Annotated in this window: 18 protein-coding genes; 11 read left to right on the forward strand and 7 right to left on the reverse strand. The window is 68.5% G+C overall.

Features of this window, described 5'->3' with window-relative positions:
- Positions 1-23: 23 nt before the first annotated feature.
- Positions 24-683 (reverse strand): cytochrome c oxidase subunit II, encoded by a 660-nt coding sequence (locus J5J86_RS21295; RefSeq protein WP_209101904.1) that lies wholly within the window; start codon positions 681-683, stop codon positions 24-26.
- Between the two features lie 33 nt (positions 684-716).
- Here J5J86_RS21295 and J5J86_RS21300 point away from each other — a divergent pair, with 33 nt between their 5' ends.
- Positions 717-1226, forward strand: coding sequence for a DUF2231 domain-containing protein (locus tag J5J86_RS21300; RefSeq protein ID WP_209101906.1), 510 nt, complete (start codon positions 717-719; stop codon positions 1224-1226).
- On the opposite strand, the gene J5J86_RS21305 is transcribed toward J5J86_RS21300, so the two are convergent.
- The 3 genes from J5J86_RS21305 to J5J86_RS21315 form a co-directional block, all read right to left on the reverse strand.
- Positions 1187-1696 (reverse strand): CopD family protein, encoded by a 510-nt coding sequence (locus J5J86_RS21305; protein ID WP_209101908.1) that lies wholly within the window; start codon positions 1694-1696, stop codon positions 1187-1189. The genes J5J86_RS21300 and J5J86_RS21305 overlap by 40 nt on opposite strands.
- Entirely contained in the window at positions 1693-2409 is a 717-nt protein-coding gene (locus J5J86_RS21310; protein WP_209101910.1) for a cytochrome c oxidase assembly protein, read from the reverse strand. Before J5J86_RS21310 ends, J5J86_RS21305 begins: the two co-directional genes overlap by 4 nt.
- Before the next feature lie 199 nt (positions 2410-2608).
- Positions 2609-4891 carry an FdhF/YdeP family oxidoreductase gene (locus J5J86_RS21315; RefSeq protein WP_209101912.1) on the reverse strand — a complete coding sequence of 761 codons (2283 nt, stop codon included), beginning with the start codon at positions 4889-4891 and terminating at the stop codon, positions 2609-2611.
- Between the two features lie 263 nt (positions 4892-5154).
- Between J5J86_RS21315 and J5J86_RS21320 the strand changes: the two genes are divergently transcribed.
- Positions 5155-6315 carry a GGDEF domain-containing protein gene (locus J5J86_RS21320; protein WP_209101914.1) on the forward strand — a complete coding sequence of 387 codons (1161 nt, stop codon included), beginning with the start codon at positions 5155-5157 and terminating at the stop codon, positions 6313-6315.
- A gap of 178 nt (positions 6316-6493) precedes the next feature.
- Here the strand turns inward: J5J86_RS21320 and J5J86_RS21325 are convergent, their stop codons facing one another.
- From J5J86_RS21325 to J5J86_RS21335, 3 genes are all read right to left on the reverse strand, one after another.
- On the reverse strand, positions 6494-7564 hold the full coding sequence (locus tag J5J86_RS21325) for a c-type cytochrome (protein WP_209101915.1): 1071 nt from the start codon (positions 7562-7564) through the stop codon (positions 6494-6496).
- Positions 7565-7776: 212 nt separating this feature from the next.
- Positions 7777-9234 (reverse strand): NAD-dependent succinate-semialdehyde dehydrogenase, encoded by a 1458-nt coding sequence (locus tag J5J86_RS21330; RefSeq protein ID WP_247658651.1) that lies wholly within the window; start codon positions 9232-9234, stop codon positions 7777-7779.
- Positions 9235-9341: 107 nt separating this feature from the next.
- A complete protein-coding gene (locus tag J5J86_RS21335) occupies positions 9342-10463 on the reverse strand; it encodes an NAD(P)/FAD-dependent oxidoreductase (protein ID WP_209101918.1) in 1122 nt (373 codons plus the stop codon).
- A gap of 221 nt (positions 10464-10684) precedes the next feature.
- Here J5J86_RS21335 and J5J86_RS21340 point away from each other — a divergent pair, with 221 nt between their 5' ends.
- The 9 genes from J5J86_RS21340 to J5J86_RS21380 all read left to right on the forward strand — a co-directional run bounded on the left by J5J86_RS21340 (position 10685) and on the right by J5J86_RS21380 (position 22203).
- A complete protein-coding gene (locus J5J86_RS21340) occupies positions 10685-12766 on the forward strand; it encodes a hydantoinase/oxoprolinase family protein (protein ID WP_209101920.1) in 2082 nt (693 codons plus the stop codon).
- A gap of 5 nt (positions 12767-12771) precedes the next feature.
- Positions 12772-14760: a hydantoinase B/oxoprolinase family protein gene (locus J5J86_RS21345; RefSeq protein WP_209101922.1), complete on the forward strand. Its 1989-nt coding sequence runs from the start codon at positions 12772-12774 to the stop codon at positions 14758-14760.
- Positions 14757-15068, forward strand: a complete 312-nt coding sequence (locus tag J5J86_RS21350; protein ID WP_209101923.1) for a (2Fe-2S)-binding protein — start codon at positions 14757-14759, stop codon at positions 15066-15068. The genes J5J86_RS21345 and J5J86_RS21350 overlap by 4 nt, the downstream gene beginning before the upstream one ends.
- Positions 15065-16447 (forward strand): NAD(P)/FAD-dependent oxidoreductase, encoded by a 1383-nt coding sequence (locus tag J5J86_RS21355; RefSeq protein WP_209101925.1) that lies wholly within the window; start codon positions 15065-15067, stop codon positions 16445-16447. The genes J5J86_RS21350 and J5J86_RS21355 overlap by 4 nt, the downstream gene beginning before the upstream one ends.
- 302 nt (positions 16448-16749) lie before the next feature.
- Positions 16750-18228 (forward strand): ABC transporter substrate-binding protein, encoded by a 1479-nt coding sequence (locus J5J86_RS21360; protein WP_247657754.1) that lies wholly within the window; start codon positions 16750-16752, stop codon positions 18226-18228.
- Between the two features lie 69 nt (positions 18229-18297).
- Positions 18298-19275 (forward strand): ABC transporter permease, encoded by a 978-nt coding sequence (locus J5J86_RS21365; protein WP_209101929.1) that lies wholly within the window; start codon positions 18298-18300, stop codon positions 19273-19275.
- Positions 19272-20192: an ABC transporter permease gene (locus J5J86_RS21370; protein ID WP_446698637.1), complete on the forward strand. Its 921-nt coding sequence runs from the start codon at positions 19272-19274 to the stop codon at positions 20190-20192. The genes J5J86_RS21365 and J5J86_RS21370 overlap by 4 nt, the downstream gene beginning before the upstream one ends.
- On the forward strand, positions 20189-21172 hold the full coding sequence (locus J5J86_RS21375; protein WP_209101931.1) for an ABC transporter ATP-binding protein: 984 nt from the start codon (positions 20189-20191) through the stop codon (positions 21170-21172). Before J5J86_RS21370 ends, J5J86_RS21375 begins: the two co-directional genes overlap by 4 nt.
- Complete coding sequence (locus J5J86_RS21380) at positions 21169-22203, forward strand: ABC transporter ATP-binding protein (protein ID WP_209101933.1); 1035 nt, start codon at positions 21169-21171, stop codon at positions 22201-22203. The genes J5J86_RS21375 and J5J86_RS21380 overlap by 4 nt, the downstream gene beginning before the upstream one ends.
- Positions 22204-22206 lie beyond the last annotated feature (3 nt).

Consider the following 22206-nt stretch of genomic DNA (forward strand, 5'->3'; position numbering starts at 1 on the left):
GGTTGGCGAAAGGGATGGCGTCGTCATGGGCGGGGCGCCTGCGTCAGCCGCGGGGGCCACAGGGCCGGATCGTGGGCGATCACGTCGAAGCGCATGTCGGCATGGTCCAGGCCACAAAATTCCGCGCACAGGCCCTCATAGGTGCCGGGGCGGTCCGCCTGGATGCGCAGGCGGTTGGTCCGCCCGGGAATGGCGTCCATCTTGCCGCCGAGCCGGGGCACCCAGAAGGAATGGATCACATCGGCGGCGGTGATCAGCACGTCCACCGGCTGGCCCGCCGGCACATGGAGCACGCCTTGCGTTTCCACCGGGCCGTCGGGACCCTCATGGGTGAAGGTCCAGGACCATTGCCGGGCATGGGCGCGCACCTCCAGCGCCGGCCCATGGGGCAGGATGCGTTCACCCACCCAGATGGCCCCCGCCAGGGCGAGGGTGAGCACGCCGAGCGGGAACCAGACCCCGAGCCCGAAAGACCAGCGCCCTTCCCGCACCTGCCGGGGCCGGCCGAAGCCCATGGCCACCAGCGCCAGCACCATCCCGGTAAGCCCCGCCGCCCCGGTCAACATCGCCCACCACAACCCGGCCACGTCCTGCGCCACCGGCCCCGCGGGGGAAAGCGCGGAGAGCGGCCCCCGGCATCCTGCCAGCAGAAGGGGAACCCCCAGCAGCGCCGCGCACTTCACCGGAGAGGCCCCCTTTGACGCAAAGGACATTGCATGGAGACGCGCGCCCCCCTCTTGGACCCGCTGGAGGAACGGCGGGCCCTTGAGGACACCGAATCCCGCATCGCCCTTGCCGGCCATCCCCTCCACGCCATGCTGGTGGCCTTTCCCATCGCGCTGTCCTTCTGCACGCTGGGCGCGGACCTGCTCTATCTGTGGACCGGGTCGAGCTTCTGGTCCCATGCGGCCGGCTATGCGGTGTTCGGCGCCTTCGTGATGGGCGTGCTGGCGGGCCTCACCGGGGCTGCCGAATTGCTGCTGGTGCGCGGCATCCGCAACCGTTCGTCCAGCTGGACGCACTTCATCCTCGCAGTGATGTTGCTCTCGATCCTCGGCGCCAACTGGCTGGTGCGCATCGGCAACCCCGACGGAGCGGTGCTGCCGGTGGGGCTGGCCCTGTCGCTGGTGGCGGCGGGGATGACCGCGCTGACCGGCTGGCATGGGGGGAAGCTCGTCTTCGACTATCAAATCGGCACCAGCACCGACGGCAAAGACCGGTCCTGAGGGGTCTTGAGATCCTGCGGCAACGCATCCACCAGCGGCTGCAGGTCGGGCTTGGCGAGGACGAGAAAGAGCACCGCCCCCATGCACAGGAAGCCGGCCGGCAGCGCGATGAACGCCGCCGGCGGCATGTCATAGTCGCCCCGCGCCTCGGAGGCCTGGACGGCAAGATGCCCAAGCCAGGCATGGACCAGCACCATGCCCACCACCGCCACGAGCTTGGCCATCAGCCAGTAATCCCGCAGCTCCAGCGTCAAGAACAGAACCGTGCCGGCGATGATGGCGAGGATCGCGGCGGGGGTCACGATGCGGGTATAAGCGGCATGGATCAGCAGCCGGAATTCGGAGAAGCCCGCCTGGGTGCGCACCTCCTCCCGCCGACCATAGGCATGCAGCACCACCGGCAGCGCGATGAGCCCGGCACACCACAGGCTGAGCGCCGCGATATGGACGGCCTTGAGGAGCGCGATCATGCTTGCGCCGCCTCCCGCCAGCCGCGCCGCAGCAGCAGGAGGCTGAGCACCGCCAGCGGCACCATGCCCGGCACCCACATGACGAGGCCGGCCAGTTGCTGGTCCGCCAGGGCATCCAGGCCATAGGGCAAGGTCACGCCCAGATGCTGGGGATAGATGAGGCGCGGCGCGAAGGCGAGGATGGCGCCGATCAGCCCCATTTGTCCCGCCACGGCAAGGATCACCCCCGCGCCCGAGAGGCGCTCCCATGCCTGCGCGCCGTGGAAGACATGGGACCAGAACAGGACAGCCGCGCCCACCAGGCCCGCCTGCATCAGCCAGTAGAAGGGGGTGCTGCTCCAGGCGAGCCCATAGGCCGCCGGCAGATGCCACAGCCACAGCATGCCCGACAGGCCGAGGAAGCCCACTGTCCACCCGCCGGGAAGCGCCCGCGGCCAAGCCAGGGCGAGCGCCGGCGCGGCGATCAGCACCAGCACCAAGTGATGCACCGCCCGCGCCGAGAACAGCGCCACCGTCAGCGCGCACAAGGGCGAGACGAACGCCACGCACAGGGCCGCCCCGGCGAGGGCCGCCGGTCCCTTTCGCATGCGGGGGAGGCACAGCGCGGCGAGGAGCGGGGCCAGGGACAGGAGGATGGGCCACAAAGCGAGGTTCCAACTCGCCCACAGCGCCTCCGGCACGGGGGCGGGTCCGCAATAGGGGATGTCATCCATTCCGGCCTCCGGGCAACTGACGGCAAGGCGCAACGCCGCGAGCGGGAGGGCCGCCCGGAAGGGTAAGGCCCGGCCAGAGCGCACGCGCCCCGCGCTCCGGCGCTGCCTTACGCAACGGCACGCGCGGCAAAGGGTTCCCCGAAAGGCCGCGCGTGCCGGTGGACAAGGGCGGGCGGACCTTCCGCCCTCCCACCCCGCCTCAGGCCGGCAGGACATGCACCGGCACGGACTTGGCGGCCGGCGTCTTGGATTCCCGGTCATGGTGCCAAAGCGGCATCAGGGCATTGCATTCGGGGTAGTAGGAGGCACAGGTGCCGGGCGGCAGGTCGTAATCGATCACCTGGAAGCCAGTCATTTCCCGATGGATGCCGTCCTCCACCGCGGTCACGATGCGGGCCTCCCCATTGGCGGCGAGGCCGAGCCGCAGCCGGTCGTCGCGATTCATCATGATGATCATGCGCGAGCCGCTGAGCCCGCGCGGGCGATCCACATAGCCATAGATGGTGGTGTTGAACTGGTCGTTGGAGCGCAGGGTGACGAGACGCAGAATGTCCGCATCCGCGCCATCGTCGAAGCTTGCGCACAGGCCGGCGGGAATGTGGAAATTGGCCTTGCCGTTGGGGGTCTCCCAGATGCGCTCGCGGGCTGGAACGGGCCGGGGAAAGCCGCCGGGCGTGTCCAGCCGGGCATTGAAATCATGGAAGTCTTTCGGAAAGGACGCCTCAATGGCCTCGCGCACCCGGCCATAATCCGCCACCCAATCGTCCCAGGGCACGCGCGGGTTGGGCGGCAAGGTGGCCTTGGCGATCTCCGCCACGATGCGGGGTTCCGACAGGAGGGTCGGCGCCGCCGGCTCGAACTTGCCGCGCGAGGCGTGAATGCAGGTGGTCGAATCCTCCATGGTGACGATCTGGGGCCCGCTCGCCTGCAGGTCGATCTCCGAGCGCACCAGGGTCGGCAGGAGGAAGGTGGTGCGGGCGGTGACGAGATGGGTGCGGTTGAGCTTGGTGGCCACCTGGACGGACAGATCGAGCCCCCGCCACTTCTCTTCCATCAAGGTGCGCTCGGGAATGGCGCGCACGAAATTGCCGCCGAGGCCGATGAAGGCCCGCAGCCGCCCTTCGACCATCGCCTCGCACGCCTCCACCGTGTTGAGGCCGTCCTGGCGCGGCGGGTCGAAGCCGAACTGCTCGGCCATGCGGTCGAGCGGGACAAGGTCCACCTTTTCCGCAATCCCGACGGTGCGCTGGCCCTGAACATTGGAATGGCCCCGCACCGGGCAGATGCCGGCGCCAGGCTTGCCCATATGGCCCCCCATGAGCAGCAGGTTCACCAGCATCTGCACATTGTCGATGCCGAGGCGGTGCTGGGTGAGGCCCATGCCGTAAATGCCGATCACCGCCTTGGCGCGGGAAAACGTCACCGCCGCCGCCTCCAGGGCCGATTGCGACAGGCCGGAGGCGAGGCGGATCTCGTCCCAGCCGGTCTCCCGCACCAGCACCTCGAAGGCGGCAAAGCCATCGGTATGCGTGGCGATGAAGTCCCGGTCGAGCACCGGTGCGCCGCCAGCCGCGCGGGCCTCGTCCTCCAGGGCGAAAAGCGTTTTCGCCATGCCCAGCATGGCCGCAATGTCCCCGCCCGCGCGCACCTGGTAGTATTGGGTGGCAATGGGGGTCGGGCTGTTGGTGAGCATCTGGCCCGGGCGCTGGGGATTGACGAATTCCTCCCAGCCCTTTTCTCGCAAGGGGTTGAACACGACGATGGGGACGTCGCGCTCCCGCGCCTCCTGGAGCACATGCAGCATGCGCGGGGCGTTTGAGCCCACATTCTGGCCGAAGGCGAAGATGCAGTCGGTCTTGTCGAAATCCTCCAGCAGCACCGTGCCCACGGACGTGCCGATGCTGGGCGGCAGGGCCACGGACGTGGTCTCGTGGCACATATTGGAGCTGTCCGGCAGGTTGTTGCAGCCATAGAGCCGCGCCAGCAGCTGGTACATGTAGGAGGTTTCCAGCGAAGCGCGGCCGGACGCGTAGAAGATCACCTCCTGCGGCGGGAAGTTGCGCAACTGGGCGCCAATCTCGGTAAACGCCGCCTCCCACGGCACTTCCAAATACGTGTCGGTCGCCGGATCATAGCGCAGGGGATGGGTGATGCGGCCCTGCTTCTCCAGATCATGGTCCGACCAGCCGAGCAGTTCGCTCACGGTGTGGCGGGCGAAGAAATCGGGCGTGGCGCGGTCGGATGTGGCATCCCAGAACGTCGCCTTGGCGCCGTTCTCGCAGAACTCCGCCACATGAGGCTGCGCGGGCTTGGCCCAGGCGCAGCTGGTGCACATGTATCCGCCGGTCTTGTTGTGGTCCGTCATCAGCGGCGCCAAGGCGGCCACCGCCCTCTCCTCCAGCGAATGCTTGGCCAGCGACTTGACGGACCCCCACCCTCCCACGGGCTGGTCATAGGCTTCGTGGTGGGCGCGCTCGGTCATGTCCTGCTCCTTGCCTGTCCAAGGCCAATGACCGGGCGGGACTTATGTTCCACCACGTCATATCGCATATGACCCACGACGCCCGGTGCCTTTGACCTCTCAAGGGCATGCGGACGATCAGGAAGACGAGGCGCCGGCCGCCCCGAGGGTTTAGGGGCGCTCACGTTGCCGGCGGGACAGCGCTGCCCTTCCGCCATCCGCACGGGTCTAAGGCTCCGTTCGTGGTATCGTAGTCACCCGCCTGCGCCTTTCAGCCACCGCCCATGATCGAACTCAACCTCTCAACCGTTCTCATGCTGCACGTGTCGGTGCTTCTGGCGGGCTGCGGCGCCTTCTTCCATTTTCGCCGCCTCGGCGTGAAGCCCGGCGCCCTGACTTGGCTCGGAATGGGCTACGGGACACAGGCGCTCGGCGCCTTCCTGGCGGCCATGGGCGCGCAGAACCGGCTGGCGACGGAGGTGTGGGAAGGCGCCAGCCTCTGGTTGGGCATAACCGGCTACGGACTGCTCTGGGCGGGCTTGTGCCGGCTGAGCCGCGGACACAAGCGGGCGCGCGACGGCTGGATCGTGGTGGTGGTGCCCCTTGGCTGCCTCGTGCTCGCGGCCGCCACCGGATCCCTGGCATTGGATCTCCGGCGCGCGACGATCTTCCATCTGGCGAGCTTGGGTTTCCTTTCGGCCGCGGCCTTGAACATCCACCGCGACGACGCCGCTGAGCCCTTGCGCTCGCGCACCCTCCTGACCGCACTGCTGGTCGTCTTCGCGCTCTCCTTCCTCCTTGGGCTCGCCCTCATCCTGGCCGGGGTCGCACCGCCGGAACGGCTGGCCCTGGTCTTCTTCGTCCAGATCCTGTGCTATTTCGCGCTGGCTCTTTTCGTGTCGGGCCTGCTCACCGAGCGCCTCGCCGCCGATCTGCGCGGCCTTGCCGAGCGCGACCCCCTGACGGGGCTCGGGAACCGGGCACGGCTCGACCACCTCCTGCCCCTGACACCGGAAGCAGGGATGGCCGCCATCATGCTGGACATCGACCACTTCAAGCGCATCAACGACCGGCATGGCCACCTGGCCGGCGACAAGGTGCTGAGCGCGCTCGGCCATCTGCTCCGCACGGAGCTGCGCGAGAGCGATCCATGCATCCGGTTTGGCGGCGAGGAATTCCTGATCATGGTGAAGGAGGCCGACGCCCTGCAACTCGCCGAACGGTTGCGGGTCCGCCTCGCCGCGCATGAGCTGGAGCTTGGCTTGGACAAGCCGCTGCGCATCACTGCCAGCTTCGGCATCGCGGTGAACGGCCCCTGTCCCTCAACCTGGGGCACTCTCATCGCGGCCGCCGACCACGCCCTCTATGAAGCCAAGGCCGCGGGCCGCAATCGCGTGGTCGTGGCCGAACCCAGCAGCTTTGCCACCGGGGCCGTCACCGGCTGATCCCCGCCGCCACGGCGCAAGAGGAGGGAAGCGAACTTACTTTGTTCTGTGATCGTTTGAGCGAGCAAATCCATCAGCCTGCACCCGCACCAGGCCATGGGACACGATCTCCCGTCCTCACCGTCCTCACCTGCCCCACGCCCGCGCAAAGCTCACCGCTGCGGGCGCTCGCCTGCCATCAGGGGGCGGCGGAGCGGCCCGATTGGTCACTCCCTCGCCATCCCTGCGCGTTGGGGTTGGGGATGTCTGCGCGCTGTTCCTTCAGCCTGGCGAGTTCGGCCCGGATAGGCGCGAAGGGGCCGTAGCGGTGCTGCTCCGCGGGGAAGCTGTCCGCAAAGGGCGGATAGGCCGCGTCCACTGGCTTCAGCAGCAGATCGGGAAAGTCGCGCTCAAGGCCCGCCAGCCGGGGCCGGGGTTGGGAAATCACGAACGCGGCCACGTCCCAGGCCTCGTCCGGGGCGAGGGTCGGGGCGACCCAGGAGGTGCCGTTCGGCATGTTGTCATGGACGAAATTGGCGAGGGTGATGAGCCGGGCGGCGCCCGCGCCATCATTGAAGCTGTCCGGTCCCCACAGGGGCGGGACGGCATAGCCCATCTCCGGCAAGACCGCGTTGCGCCGGACGCCGAGGCCGTCGCGGCGATGGCATTCTGCGCACTGGCGGGCATAGATTCCCGCGCCCCGTGCCGGGTCCGCCGGCCGGTCCAGCTCGACCATGGCGCCCGCAGCGGCACCAACGATGGTTCCGCCCGCCGGAATATTGGTCGACAGAACGCGCAGATACGTGAGGATCGCCTGCATCGGCCGCGCGCTCTCCGGCATCGGCCGCCCGTTCATGCTGCGCTTCAGGCATTGATTGACGCGGTCGAAGATGGAGATGGCGGTGTCGGTGCGGGCGCTATAGGCGGGATAGTCGGCTGACGCCGTGACCAAGGGCAGGCCGAACTTCTTCAGGCCACCGCGCAGATGGCAATTGGCGCAGGCCAGATTGTTGCCGGCATAGCGATCCTCCGGCACCGGAGCGGCGGGGCCGATATGGGCGTAGGTCGCCTCGATGATGGAGCGGCCATAGCGGGCAAGGCGGCCCGTCTCGTCGTCCGGCAAGGTGTCGATGGCCGGCACGTCCCAAAGCACGATTTGCGTGCGCGGGGGCGGGGCGTCGGTTTGGGCGAGGGCCAACAGGCTCGAGAAGGCCAGCAGCGCGCCGAAACCCGCAATGACCGTGAGACCACGAACGCCGAAACGTGCCATTTTTTTCAGCCAAAGCTATGCCGGTCTTTATCATTTCAGACCCGCAAACCCGAAGCAATCGGAGGGTGGCGCCGGCCGGCATCCCGCGCTGCGGCGGGCCAAGGGGACCGTCGTTGACGTAACCGCATTCCCTCCTAGGCGCGCGATGCCAGGGGGGTGGCCGCGAACACCTCCCGCGTGCAGGCCGTCGTCCCTCCCCCGCGGCGGGCGCCTCAGGCGAGGCCGCCCATATGGAAGGCCTTCACTTCCAGATATTCCTCCATCCCGAGGTGGGAGCCCTCGCGTCCCAGGCCCGATTGCTTGACCCCGCCGAAGGGCGCGACTTCCATGGAGATGGCGCCGGTGTTGAGGCCCACCATGCCGAATTCCAGCGCCTCGCCCACGCGCCAGGAGCGGCGCAGGTCCTGCGTGAAAAAATAGGCGGCGAGCCCGAAGGGCGTGCCATTGGCGATACTGAGGGCCTCGTCCTCGCCACCGAAGCGGAACAGAGGCGCGACCGGACCGAACGTCTCCTCGTTCGCCAGCAGCATGTGGGTGGCGGCATCGCCGAGCACGGTCGGGGTCGCATAGTGCCCGCCGTGCGGCACGCCCGGCGCTTGTGCCAGGCACCGGGCGCCCTTGGAGAGCGCGTCGTCCACATGGCGCTCGATCTTTTCCAGCGCGGCGGTGTTGATCATCGGGCCGATGTCGGTCTGCGCCTGCGTCCCCGGGCCGACCTTCAGCGCGGCGACGCGCGCGGAGAGCGCCTGCGCGAAGCGGTCGTAGATGCCGTCCTGCACGAGAATGCGGTTGGCGCACACACAGGTCTGCCCGCCATTGCGGAATTTGGAGGCCATCACCCCCTCCACCGCCAGATCGAGGTCGGCGTCGTCGAAGACGATGAAGGGCGCGTTGCCACCCAGTTCCAGGCTCAGCCGCTTGATGCTGTCGGCCGCCTGCCGCATGAGCAGGGCACCGACGCGGGTCGAACCCGTGAAGGAGATCTTGCGCACCGTCAGATTGCCGGTGAGCTCGGCGCCGATGTCGGCCGGCTGGCCGGTGACGATGTTGATGACGCCGGCGGGAATGCCCGCCCGCTCGGCCAGCACGCCGAGCGCCAGGGCTGAAAGGGGAGTGAGTTCCGAGGGCTTGATGACCACGGTGCAGCCGGCGGCCAGGGCCGGCGCGACCTTGCGGGTGATCATGGCGTTGGGAAAATTCCAGGGCGTGACGATGCCGCACACGCCGACAGGCTGCTTCAGCACCAGGATGCGCCGGTCTGCCATCGGTGCGGGAATGGTCGCCCCATAGATGCGTCGCGCTTCTTCCGCGAACCATTTCACGAAGGAGGCGCCATAGCGGATCTCACCGCGCGCCTCCGACAAGGGCTTGCCCTGTTCATGGGTCAGGATCAGCGCGAGATCCTCCAGATGCTCCAGCATCAGGCCGTGCCAGGCGTCCAGGAGCGCAGCCCGCTCGGCCGCCGTGCGGGCCCGCCACGGGCCGAAGGCATCGGAGGCGGCCTCAATGGCGGCGCGGGTTTCCGCGCGGCCGGCATCGGGCACCGTTCCCAGCACTGCCTGCGTGGCGGGATCGATCACATCCAGCGTGCGGCCGCTCGCAGCGGCGCTCCACCGGCCGCCGATGAGGCAAGCCTCCTGCACGAGCGCGGGATCACGCAGGCCCTTGATGGTCATGGGTATCATCTCCTTGAACGCAACTGACAAAGCAGGACCGCGGGCAGCCGCCTCGGGACACGCCCAGGCAGGGGCGGACACTCAGGCCGGATGCGTGGGCGTCACGCCGCAGCGGCGGCGAAGCGGTCGATGCGAAAATCATGGATCGGGGTTTCGGTCCGCCCGGTGGCGATCAGCTCCGCCATGACGTCGCCGACACCGGGGCCGAGCTGGAAGCCATGGCCGGAAAAGCCGAAGGCGTGATAGAGGCCCGGTGTCGTCGCCGAGGCCCCCATCACCGGCAGCATGTCGGCCACATAGCCCTCGCAGCCGGACCAGGTGCGGATCACCGACACCTTGGCGAGCGCCGGCAGCAGCCGCTGCAGCGCCTGCAACTGACGCGGCAGCTTGGTGGGGTCAGGCTTGGCGTGGCCGGGGTCGAGATCCACATGGCCCCGCTCCACCGCGCCGCCGAAGACGATGTTGCCGCGCTCCACCTGGCGCAGATAGGCGTCCGTGCCCGGACGGCGGGTCCAAAGCCCGACCACGGGCAGGATGCGATGCGGGAGGGGCTCGGTCACCCCCATCTGCGGCGCGCGCGGGGTCAGCGGCACCGTCTCGCCAAAGCCGGCCGCGATGCGCGCGCCCCAGGCGCCGGCGGTATTGAGGAGGCGCGGGGCCTGGAAAACGCCCTGGGAGGTCACCACGCGGAAGTCGGCCCCCGCCCGCTCCACGGCGCCGACGCTGCACGCTTCGATGATCTGCGCGCCGAGGCGGCTGGCCGCAGCCGCGAAAGCCGCCGCGATCAGCCGGGGATTGCCGCAGCCATCCTGTGGCGAATAGGAGGCCGCGATGGCGCCGGGCGCAAGGCCGGGAAAGCGCGCCCGGATCTCATTGGCCCCCAGTTCTTCCAGATGGAGCCCCCAGGGCCGCGCCGCCGACACGAAGGTGCGCATGTCCTCCAGGCTCTCCTCCTCGAAAACGAAGCGCACATGGCCGGTGACGCGGAATTCCACGTCCCGCCCCAGCAGCGTTTCGGCCTCGCCCCACAGGGCGCGGGAGCGGTGGGCGAGCGGCAACTGGGGCAGATAGCGGCCCGTGCGGCGGATATTACCGAAGGAGGCGACGGTGGCGCCGGTGCCCACGCGATTGCGCTCGATCAAGGCCACCCGCAGCCCCCGGCGGGCGAGGAAGAAGGTCGCCGCCGTTCCCATCAGGCCCCCGCCGACCACGATCACGTCCATCACCGCCTCCCTCCGCCGGCCCGGCACCGGCCTTCGCCCCCAGTCTGTAAGGCGGGCCGGGCCGGGTCCAAGACGTTCTGGCGCGCAAGCCATAAGTTGGATCTATGGGCGGGCGGCGGCCCCGATGCATAAGCCGGGCTTATATGCTTCCCCCGCTTGTCTCTTGGATCTTTGCTGAAGGGCTGTGCCAGCCTCTTGGCCAGAAGGCGGAGAGACAGCACATGAGCGGCAAGACCGGGCCAGGTACGGGTGAAGGCAGCGCGGCCGATTGGAAGATCGGCGTCGACATCGGCGGCACCTTCATCGATTTCTGCGCGCTCGAAACCCGCTCGGGCCGGATGGCCTCCCTCAAGGTCCTGACCACCCCCGGGGACCCCGGCGCGGAACTGCTGACCGGCCTGTCACTACTGAAGGAGCGCGAGGGCCTGGAGCCCGAGGCCGTTTCGCGCTTCGTGCACGGCACAACGGTGGGCATGAACACCATCATCCAGCGCAAGGGCGCGCCTTTGGCGCTGTTCACCAATGCCGGCTTCGAGGACGTGATCGAACTGGCCCGGCTACGGATGCCGGAGACCTATTCGCTGTTCTGCGCACGGCCGGACCCATTGATCGCGCGGGACATGGTGTTCGGCATTCCCGCCCGCATGCGGGCGGACGGCAGCGAGGCAAAGAAGCCCGATCCCGCCGCAGTCGCCGCAGCGGTCGAGGCGGCGCGCGCCAAGGGCGCCGCAGGCATCGTCGTGTCCTTTCTCCATGCCTGGCGCAAAGAGGCGCATGAAGCCGAGGTCAAGGCGCAGATCGTGCGCCTCGCGCCCGACCTGTTCGTCTTCACCTCCGCCGAGGTCTGGCCGGTCATTCGCGAATATGAGCGCACCATGACGGCCGTCCTCAACGGCTATGTCCATCCCCGCATTGCCGGCTACCTGTCGGCGCTGGAGGCCCGCCTCGCCTCGCGCGGGGTGCCGGCCCGGCCCATGCTGACCAAGTCCAATGGCGGGGTCATGAACGCTGCGGAAGGCAAGCGCGCGTGCGTCAGCATGCTGCTGTCCGGCGCCGCCTCCGGCGTGATCGGCGCCGCATGGCTTGCCCGGCAGGCCGGCGAACGGCGCATCCTGACCCTGGACATCGGCGGCACGTCCGCCGACTTCGCTCTGATCGTGGACGGCGAGGCGCAGTTCGGCACCGGCGAGATGATCGGGGAGTTCCCGCTCTACATTCCCTCCGTCTCGGTCAGCTCCATCGGCATCGGCGGGGGCTCCATCGCCAGCGTGGACGCGCAGGGCGTTCTGCGGGTGGGACCGGAATCGGCCGGCTCGACGCCCGGCCCCGCCTGCTATGGCCGGGGCGGCGACCAGGCGACCGTCACCGACGCCATGGTGGTGTGCGGATGGCTGGGCCACAGCCAGATGGCCTATGGCCAGCTTCGCATGGATGTGGCGCTGGCGCGACGAGCGGTGAGCAAACTGGCGGAACGCCTCGGCCGGCCGGTCGAAGCGACGGCGCAGGCCATCCTCGACATCGCCATCTCCGAAATGTTCGTGGAGGTCGAGAAGATGGCGTCCCGCGCCGGTGTCGACCTGCAGGACTATGCACTGATGCCGTTCGGCGGCGGCGGCCCCATGCTGGGGGCGTTCCTGGCGCGCGAGCTGCACATGAAGCGTGTCCTGGTGCCCCGACGGCCGGGCGTGGTCTCGGCGCTCGGCGGGCTGGTGGCGGACCTGCGCGGCGATTTCATCCGCACCCTCTTTGCGGACTTCACAGTGGACCTGATGCCGGAGCTGCGCCGCGCCTTCGCGGACATGGCGGCGGAAGGCCAGGACTGGCTGAAGGCCCAAGGCCATGCCGGCCCGGCGGACCTGCGCCTGTTCGCCGACATGCGCTATGCCGGGCAGAGCTATGAGATCGAGACGCCGCTTCAGCCGGCCTGGATCGCCAACGGCGATTTTGCGGCCATGGCCCGGGCCTTCCACGACACCCATGCACGCCTTTATGACTTCGATGATCCCCACGGGCGCATGGAGATCGTCAACCTGCGCCTGTCCGCCATCGGCGCGGGACCGGCCCTTGCGCTTCCGGCGGAAGACGAGTTGGACGCGGCGCTCGTGCCGGAGCGCCGGACCCCGGTCTATCTCGGCTCGGCCCTGGCTCCGGTCGGGCTCTATCGGCGCGAGGACCTGCGCCCGGGTGGCCATTTTGAGGGACCCGCCGTGGTGGCCCAAGAGGACACCACCTTCGCGATCCCGGCCGGCGCGCAGGCGCGCATCGACCGCCATTTCAACCTGCACCTGACCTTCGCGGAGTAAGAAGCATGTTCGATCGAATGAACCTGCGGGTGCTGGCCAACCATGCCCGCGCCGCCGCGGAGAACATGGCCCACACGCTCCAGCGCACCGCCCATTCCGCCTTCGTCAAGGAGACGGAGGACTTCACGGTCATGCTGATGAACCGGAAAGGCGAGACCTTCGGCGTTCCCATGGATCTCGGCGCCACATGGTATCCCGGCCTGACCTATGGCCGGGCCATCGACATGATCGAGGACTACCGGCCCGGCGACGTGGGCTTCACCAACGATCCCTATGCCTGCTACGTGGCCACTCACGCCCCCGACACGCACCTGTGGAAGCCGGTCTTCTACGAAGGCGAGATCATTGCCTGGACCGGAGGGCACATCCACAACACCGACATGGGCGGCGCGGTGCCGGCCTCGCTCTCGCGCGCCTTGACCGAGATCCACCAGGAAGGCATCCGCTTTTCGCCCATGAAGCTGGTGCGCGAAGGCGTGTTCGACGCCCAGATCCTGAACATCATGACCACCAATGTGCGCAAGCCCGACCTGAACATCGGCGACATCAAGGCGCTGGTCGGGGCCCTGAACACGGGCGAGCGCAAGGTCATCGCCATGGCCGAGAAGTTCGGCAAGCAGGCGTTCCTGGCCGGTGTCGAGGCGCTGCTGGACCACGGCGAGGCACAGGCCCGCGAGATGCTGCGCGCCATGCCCGACGGCACCTGGGAATTCGCGGATTATGCGGACGAGGATTCGGTCGAGGCCAATCCCTGCCGGCTGAAGCTGACGCTTACCATCCGGGGCGACGAGGCGGTGCTGGATTTCACCGGCTCCGACCCGCAGCTTGCCTCCTCGCTCAACGTGCCCTCGGGCGGGGACCCGCGCCACACCATCCTGCTGGTCGGCATCTATTATGTCCTCTACACCCTGAACCCGAAGATCCTGCTGAACACGGGGCTGACGCGGCCCTTCACTTGCATCACGCCGCAAGGCACCGTGCTCAATCCGGTGTTCCCGGCGGCGGTGGGCATGCGCTCGCTCACCTGCGCGCGGCTGCGCTCCGTCATCTTCGGCGCCTTCTCGCAAGTGGTGCCCGACCGGCTGCCGGCCGCGCCGGCGGGCAATAACTGCATCGTCAACGTCATGACCACGGACGAGCGCACCCACCGAACGGTGATCGCGGCGGTCAATCCGGTGGTGGGCGGCGGCGGCGGCATGCCCCATCGGGACGGCACCAACGGCTCGGGGGCCGACGCCGCCTATCTCAAGAACACCCCCATTGAGATCACCGAGACCGAGACGCCGGTGGAGTTCATCAAATACGGCCTCGCCCGGGACAGCGGCGGCGCCGGACGCTGGCGGGGCGGACTGGCCACCGAAATGGCATTCCGCGTCTTCGCGCCCGACAGCCGCATCACCGCGCGCAACCGGGATCGCAGCTTCTTCCGCCCCTGGGGCGTGCTTGGGGGACGAGCGGCCGGCCTGTCCGACATGGTGGTCAATCCCAAGACGCCAGGGGAGCGCCGCCTCGGCAATATCGACACGGCCGTGCTGCAGCCCGGCGATGTGCTGGAAATCCGCTCGGCGGGCGGCGGCGGACGCGGAAACCCGCTCGAACGCGAGCCCTGGCGGGTGGCGCAGGATGTGGCGCGCGGCTATGTCTCGCTGGAAGCGGCGGAGCGCGACTATGGCGTCATCCTCCGCGACGGGCAGGTGGACGAAGCCGCCACCCGGGCGCTGCGCGCCGCCCGCCCCGCCCCGACCGGCCATTTCCACTTCGGCCCCGAGCGCGACGGCTATGAGGCCCGGTGGACGCCGGAAGCCTATGACCTTTTGACCCACATCCTCGCCGGCCTGCCCATTCACTGGCGCTTCTTCGCCAAGACCGAGATTTTCCGCCGCATGGAAGGCCGGGCCGGGCGGCGCGGCGTGGAAGAGGCGCTGGCGCTGGTCCGTGCCCGTTTTCCGGAAATGCCCGGCACCGGTCTGGAAGCACGGGAGGCTGCGGAATGAGCGCCGCTGCCGCCTCCGGCCGGCTGGTCCGGCTCGCCGGGACCGAGCGCGCGCCCGTGCGTTTCACGCTGGACGGGATCGCCCGGACGGGGCTGTCCGGCGACACGGTGCTGAGCGCCATTCTCGCCGTTGCCCCGGCGTTGCGCCGCGCGGAATTCGGACCGGAAGGGCGGGCGGGCTTCTGCCTCATGGGCGCCTGCCAGGACTGCTGGGTGTGGCAGGCGGAGGGGCCGCGGCTGAGGGCCTGCTCCACGCCCCTGTCCGAAGGGATGAACCTCCTCACCGAGGCTCCGGGAGACTGGCTGTGAAACACGCCCAAACGCCCAGGATCGCCGTGGTCGGCGCCGGCCCGGCCGGCATCCGCGCCGCGCAGACGCTGGCGGCCGCCGGCCTCGTCCCGGTGGTGATCGACGAGGGCGCGCGGGCCGGTGGACAGATCTATCGCCGCCCGCCCGAGACCTTCGTCCGCCCGCCGGAAAGCCTTTATGGCTCGGAAGCCGCAAAGGCCGTCGCGCTTCACGCCACCTTCGATGCCATGGTGCGCGACGGGCAGGTGGTCCATCTGCCGCGCAGTTCGGTGCTCGCCATCGGCGACGGGCGGTTGCAGGTGCTCGGAGAGGACGGCTGCCATTGGGTGGCCTATGACCGGCTCATCCTCGCCACCGGCGCCACCGACCGGGTCGCCCCGGTGCCGGGTTGGGAAAGCGCGGGCGTCTACACGCTGGGCGCCATGCAGATCGCCCTGAAGGCACAGGCGGCGGCGCTGGGACGGCGGATCGTGCTCGCCGGCTCCGGGCCGCTGCTCACCTTGCTGGCCACCCAATTGGTGAAGATGGGTGCCGGCGTCGCCGCTGTGCTCGACACCGCTTCGCTCGCCCAGCAGGCGGCCGGACTGCCTGGCTTGATGGCCCGTCCCGTCTTCGCCGCGCGGGGTGTCGCCATGCGGGCGCGCCTCGGACGGCTTTACCGGGCAGGGGGCACTGTGGAGCGGATCGAAACCGATGCAACCGGCCCGGTCGCCGTGCATTGGCGTGACGGGCGCGGTCGCGCGCAGCGGACCGCCTGCGATGCGGTGGGCCTCGGCTGGCACTTGCGGGCCGAGACGCAGCTCGCGGACCTGGCGGGCTGCCCCTTCACCTATGACGCGGCCTGGCAGCAATGGCTGCCGCGCACGGACCACATGGGACGCGCCGGAAACGGCGTGTATCTCGCCGGCGACGGGCTGCGTCTGCTGGGGGCCGATGGGGCGGAGGTGTCCGGCCGGCTGGCGGCGGCGGCGTGCCTCGCGGACCTCGGCCGTCCCAGCCCCGACACCACGGCGGACCTGCGCCGGCGTGCCACCCTCGCCCGCTTCGCCGCCGGCATCGCACGGGCCTTTCCCTGGCCGGCCGATATGGTGCGCCGCCTGCCCGGCGAGACGGTGGTCTGCCGCTGTGAATCCATCACGGCGGCCCAGTTGCGCGAGGTCGTCAGCTATGGCGGGGCGGAGGCAAACCGGGCCAAGTCCCTTGGCCGGGTGGGCATGGGGCGCTGCCAGGGGCGCTATTGCCAGCTTGCCGGCGCTGAGATCGTGGCCGCGGCGGGCGGCCTGGAGGCGGCGGCCGCGGCGGGCCGCCTGCGCAGCCAGGCCCCGGTGCGGCCGGCGCCCATCGGCGCCTTTCTGGGCGAGGAGGCCATTGCCAAATGAGGCGACGCCACGCCCTTGCGGGGCTTCACCCGTCGAGACCTGGGCGGGGCGCGCACCGTCAGGCTCACGGGCAATCCATGAAATCGAAGGATCCTGAATCCTGACAGCACTGCGTGCGACAAGTCAGTTCGGATAGAACATCGGCAAAGTGTCGTGTCGATGAAAAAATGATGCAAGACACACGGAGAGGGATGACGATGAAAATCAATGCCATTGCAGGCGTTATCGCGCTTGTGTCCGTTGTCTGTAGCCCGTTGCATGCACAGACCCTGACCATCGGGGTTCGCGGTGGGCCGGAATCCATGGACCCCCATTATTCATCGCTCGGCACCCAGGCCGAGGCGGTGAACCACATCTTCGACACGCTGGTGGCGGCCGATGAAAACCTCCAGATCAAGCCGGGCCTTGCCGTCTCTTGGAAGCCCATCGCCGACGATGTGTGGGAGTTCAAGCTGCGGCAGGGCGTGAAATTCCACGACGGGTCGGATTTCGACGCGCAGGACGTGAAATTCTCCCTGGAGCGGGTTCCGGTGGTGACCGGGCCGAGTTCCATGACCATCTTCGTGCGCCGCGTGAAGGATGTGCAGATCATCGATCCCTACACCGTTCACATCCGCACCGATGGCCCGGCCCCCGTGCTGCCCTATGACTTCGTGCGGCTCTATATCGTCAGCTCGCGGGCGGCCAAGGATTATTCGACCCGGGAAACGGCAGCGCAGGGCTTCAACAGCGGCAAGGCGGCCATCGGCACCGGGCCCTTCAAGTTCGTCAGCTGGGAGCCCAAGGGCGACCTGGTGCTCGAACGGTTCGATGGCTATTGGGGCGGCCCCGCCGCCTGGAAGAAGGTGGTGCGCAAGGAAATCCAGAACGATTCCTCGCGGCTCGCCGCCCTCAAGGCCGGCCAGGTGGACCTGATCAACGACGTGTCGTCCATCGACTATCTCAAGCTCGGCAAGGACAGCGCGGTCAAGACGTTCGTCGGCGAGAGCGCCTACGTCATGAACCTCCAGCTCGACCAGCGGCCGGACGTGATGCCCGGCATCCGCGCCAAGGACGGCTCGCGCCTGGCCAAGAACCCGCTGACCGACATCCGGGTGCGCGAAGCCATCGATGCCGCCATCGATCGCAGGACCATGGTGGATATCGTGCTCGAAGGCCTCGGCAAGCCCGCCAAGGAAGTGCTGCCACCCGGCTTCTTCGGCTACAGCAAGGCGGTCCCCGATCCCGTCTATGATCCGGCCAAAGCCCGCAAGCTGCTCGCCGAAGCCGGCTATCCCAACGGCTTTCAGATCGATCTCTACTGCACCTCGGACCGCCTGCCCGGCGACGCCGCCATCTGCCAGGGCCTGGGCCAGATGCTCAGCGCGGTGGGCATCAAGACCAATGTGAACGCCGTGTCCAAGACCGTCTACTTCCCCGCCCAGGCCCGCGGAGAATACAGCGTCGCGATGAATGGCTGGGGCACGCTGACGGGCGAGGCCTCCAACATGCTCGGCTCGCTCTACCACACCAAGGACGATGCCAAGGGGCTCGGCGCCTATAACCGCATCAGCTATTCCGATCCCAAGCTCGATGCGCTGATCGAGCAGGGCATCATGGAGATGGACGAGGGCAAGCGCCGGGCGATCTTCGAGGAAGCGGTGACCAAGGCGACCGCCTCCAAGGTGCTGATCCCCATCGTTCAGCTCGAGTCGGTGTGGGCGGCCAAGGCCGGTCTCCTGAACTTCAAGCCCCGCACCGACCAGAACACCCTGGCGCAGTCCATCACGCCCGCGCGCTGAACCTGCCGCCAGGCAACCGGGACGGCCGGGCCTGCGCCCGCCGGCCCGCCGTCAAGGAGACCTTACCGGATGCTCGGCTTCGTCATCCAACGTCTGATGCAGGCGCTCGCCGTAATGGCCGTCATGTCGGTGATCGTCTTCATCGGCATCCATGCCGTGGGCAATCCCGTGGACATCGTCCTTCCGCCCGAGGCCTCCCAGGCCATCCGGGCGGAGACGATCCAGCGCCTCGGCCTCGGCCGGCCGCTGTGGGAGCAGTACGGCATCTTCGTCTGGAACCTGCTGCACGGCGATTTCGGGCGATCCTTCGTCTACAACATCCCGGTCCTCGACCTGATCGGCAGCCGCCTGCCCGCCACCACGGAACTGGTGGTGATCGCCATCACCTTCGCCACCGTGGTCGGGGTGTCGCTGGGGGTCTATGCCGGCGTCAAGCCCGCCAGCTTCGGGGCGCGGGCGGTGATGGGCGTGTCCATTCTGGGCTTTTCCGTCCCCTCCTTCTGGGTGGGGCTGATCCTCATCCTGATCTTCGCGGTCTGGCTCGGCTGGCTGCCGCCCGGGGGGCGAGGTGAGACGGTCACCGTGTTCGGCGTGCCGTGGAGCTTCCTGACCCTGGACGGGCTGGATCACCTCGTCCTGCCGGCGCTCAACCTCGCCTTGTTCAAGATGGCCATGATGATCCGCCTCGCTCGCGCCGGTACCCGGGAGACCATGCTGTCGGACACGGTCAAGTTCGCGCGCGCCGCCGGCATCTCGGAGGCGACCATCCTGCGCCGACACGTGCTGAAGCTGATCTCCATCCCCATCATCACCGTGTTCGGGCTGGAGCTTGGCTCAACCCTCGCCTTCGCGGTGGTGACCGAGACGATCTTCTCCTGGCCGGGGGTGGGCAAGCTGATCATCGATTCCATCGCCGTGCTCGATCGGCCGGTGATCGTCGCCTATCTCGTGCTCACCGCGCTCCTGTTCGTGACCATCAATCTGACCGTGGATCTCGTCTTTGCGGCGATCGATCCCAGAATCCGCACCGGGAGGCAGCTCGCGTGACCGACATTCTCGAGGCCACTGCGCCGGCCCGGCCAGCGCGGCCACCCAAGTCGCCGTTCGTGATGTTCTGGCTAGAGTTCCAGCGCAACCGCATCGCCACGGCGGCACTGGCCATCGCCCTCCTGCTGGCGCTGCTCGCCCTGTTCGCCGGGCTCGTCGCGCCGCAGGACCCCTATGACATGACCCAGCTTTCCCTGGCGGACGCCCGCCGCCCGCCGGGCTTCATCGGCACCGGCGGCTATACCCATATCCTCGGCACGGATCCCCAGGGCCGCGACCTGCTCTCCGCGATCCTGTTCGGCCTGCGCATCTCCATCGAGATCGGGCTGGCGGCGGGGCTGCTGGCCCTGACCATCGGCGCGGTGATCGGCACGCTCGCCGCCTTCGTGGGTGGCTGGACCGAGACGCTCATCATGCGGGCGGTGGACCTCCAGCTATCCTTTCCCGCCATGCTCTTGGCGCTGGTGCTCTCGGCGCTCCTCGGGCAGGGCAAGCTCCAGCTGATCGCTGCGCTGGTGGCCGCCCAATATGCTTATTTCGCCCGCACCGCCTATGGGGCGGCCACCGCCGAACGGCGCAAGGACTATATCGAGGCCTCGCTCGCCACGCCGCTTTCGGCGCGGCGGGTCATGTTCCGGCATCTGCTCCCCAATTGCGCGCCGCCCCTCATCGTGGTGGCCACCGTGCAGGTGGCCTCTTCCATTTCGCTGGAGGCCACGCTCTCCTTCCTGGGCCTCGGCCTGCCGGTGACGGAACCCTCCCTCGGCATGCTCATCGCCAACGGCTTTCCCTACATGATGAGCGGCCGCTACTGGATTTCCCTTTATCCCGGCCTCGTCCTGATCCTGCTCATCATGACCATCAATATCGTCGGCGATCAGATCCGCGATCAGTTGAACCCGAGGCTGCGGCGATGAACCCGGTGCTGGAAGTCCGCGACCTGCAAACCAGCTTCGCCACGCACGCCGGCACTGTGAAGGCGGTGGACGGCGTCTCCTTCTCTCTCGCGGCGGGGGAGATCATCGGCCTTGTGGGCGAATCCGGCTCGGGCAAGAGCGTCACCGGCTTTTCGCTTCTCGGCCTCATCGAGGCGCCCGGGCGGATCGTCGGCGGATCGGTGCGGCTGAAGGGGGAAGAGCTGGTCGGGATGCCGGCCCGCGCGCTGCGCCAGCGCCGCGGCCGCGACATGGCGATGATCTTCCAGGATCCCATCGCCACCCTCAATCCGCTGCTGACCATCGGTACGCAGATGGAAATGGCGCTCGCCGCCCATGAGAAGCTCTCCACGCGCGCCATGCGCGCGCGCTGTGCGGAGGCCTTGGCGCAGGTGGGCATCCCCTCCCCGCGCGACCGTCTTTCCGCCTATCCCCATCAGTTCTCAGGCGGCATGCGCCAGCGCGTGGCGATTGCCATCGCCCTGTTGCACCGGCCAGCAGTCATCATCGCGGACGAGCCAACGACCGCGCTGGATGTCTCGATCCAGGCCCAGATCGTGTCCCAGATGAAGCACTTGGCGCGGGAGTTCGGTGTCGGCCTCATCTGGATCAGCCACGACCTTGCCGTGGTGTCGGCCATCGCCTCGCGCATCCTGGTCATGTATGCGGGACGGCTGGTGGAACAGGGGCCGACCGCCTCTGTGCTCCACGATCCCCGCCATCCCTATACGCGGGGCCTGCTGGATTCCCTGCCCTCCTCCACGCGCCCGGGAAGCCGGCTGCGGCAGATCCCCGGCGGCATGCCCTCGCTGCTCGACCTGCCGGCGAGCTGTGCCTTCCTCGCCCGCTGCGACCACGCCAGCACCGCCTGCCAAGCCCCCGTTCCCATGGAACACACCGGTGACCGCGCCTGGCGCTGCCGCCATCCCCTCGGACCTCTCGCCGAGCGCAGGGCCTCATGACCAGCCATCACGCGCATTATCTCAAGACCGAGGCCGTCTCGAAGATCTTCGGCATGCGCCCGACCCCCGCCGATCGGCTGGCCCGTCTTCTCGGCGGCTCACCCACGGCGCGGACGCTGCATGCGGTCTGCGACGTGAGCCTCACCCTCGCCAAGGGGCAGACGCTCGGCTTGGTCGGCGAATCCGGCTGCGGCAAGAGCACGCTGGGCCGCATCATCTCGGGCATCTATGCGCCCACCAGCGGCACCGTGCTGCTGGACGGGCTGCCGGTCATGGCCAACGGGCGGAAGGTGACCACCGACGTCCAGACCGTGTTCCAGGATCCGTTCGCATCCCTCGATCCCCGCATGCCCGTGGGCGATGCCGTGGGCGAGGGGCCGATCGCCCACGGACTGATCTCCCGCGCTGGCGCACGCAAATATGTGGCCGACTGGTTTGCCCGGGTGGGGCTTAATCCCGATCTGGCAGGGCGTTATCCGCACCAATTCTCCGGCGGCCAGCGCCAGCGCATCGCCATTGCCAGGGCGCTGGCCATGCAGCCCAAACTGCTCATCTGCGACGAGCCGGTGGCCTCCCTCGACGTGTCCATCCAGGCGCAAGTCATCAATCTGTTTCTCGACCTGCGCCGTGAACTGAACCTGACCTGCATCTTCATCAGCCACGATCTGTCCGTGGTGCAGCATGTCAGTGACCAGGTGGCGGTGATGTATCTCGGCCGCATCGTCGAGCAGGGCGAGACCGAAGCGGTGTTTCGCCGTCCCGCCCATCCCTACACGGCCGCCTTGCTGGACAGCGTGCCGCGCATCGTGGGCGAGGGCCAGGCGCCGGTGGAACTGCGCCCCATCGAAGGCGAGATCCCATCGCCCCTCAACCCGCCACCCGGCTGCCATTTCGCCCCCCGCTGCGTCCGCTCGGTGCCGGGCTGCACCGCGGAGGCGCCGCTGCTGCGGCCCGTGGATGGAGGCCGACGCGCCGCCTGCCATCTGGCTGCGGCCCAGCTTGGCGAGCCGGAGCGGCAGGCGGTGGCGTGACGC

Origin of the sequence: Aquabacter sp. L1I39, assembly GCF_017742835.1 — a bacterium.
Lineage (GTDB): Bacteria > Pseudomonadota > Alphaproteobacteria > Rhizobiales > Xanthobacteraceae > L1I39.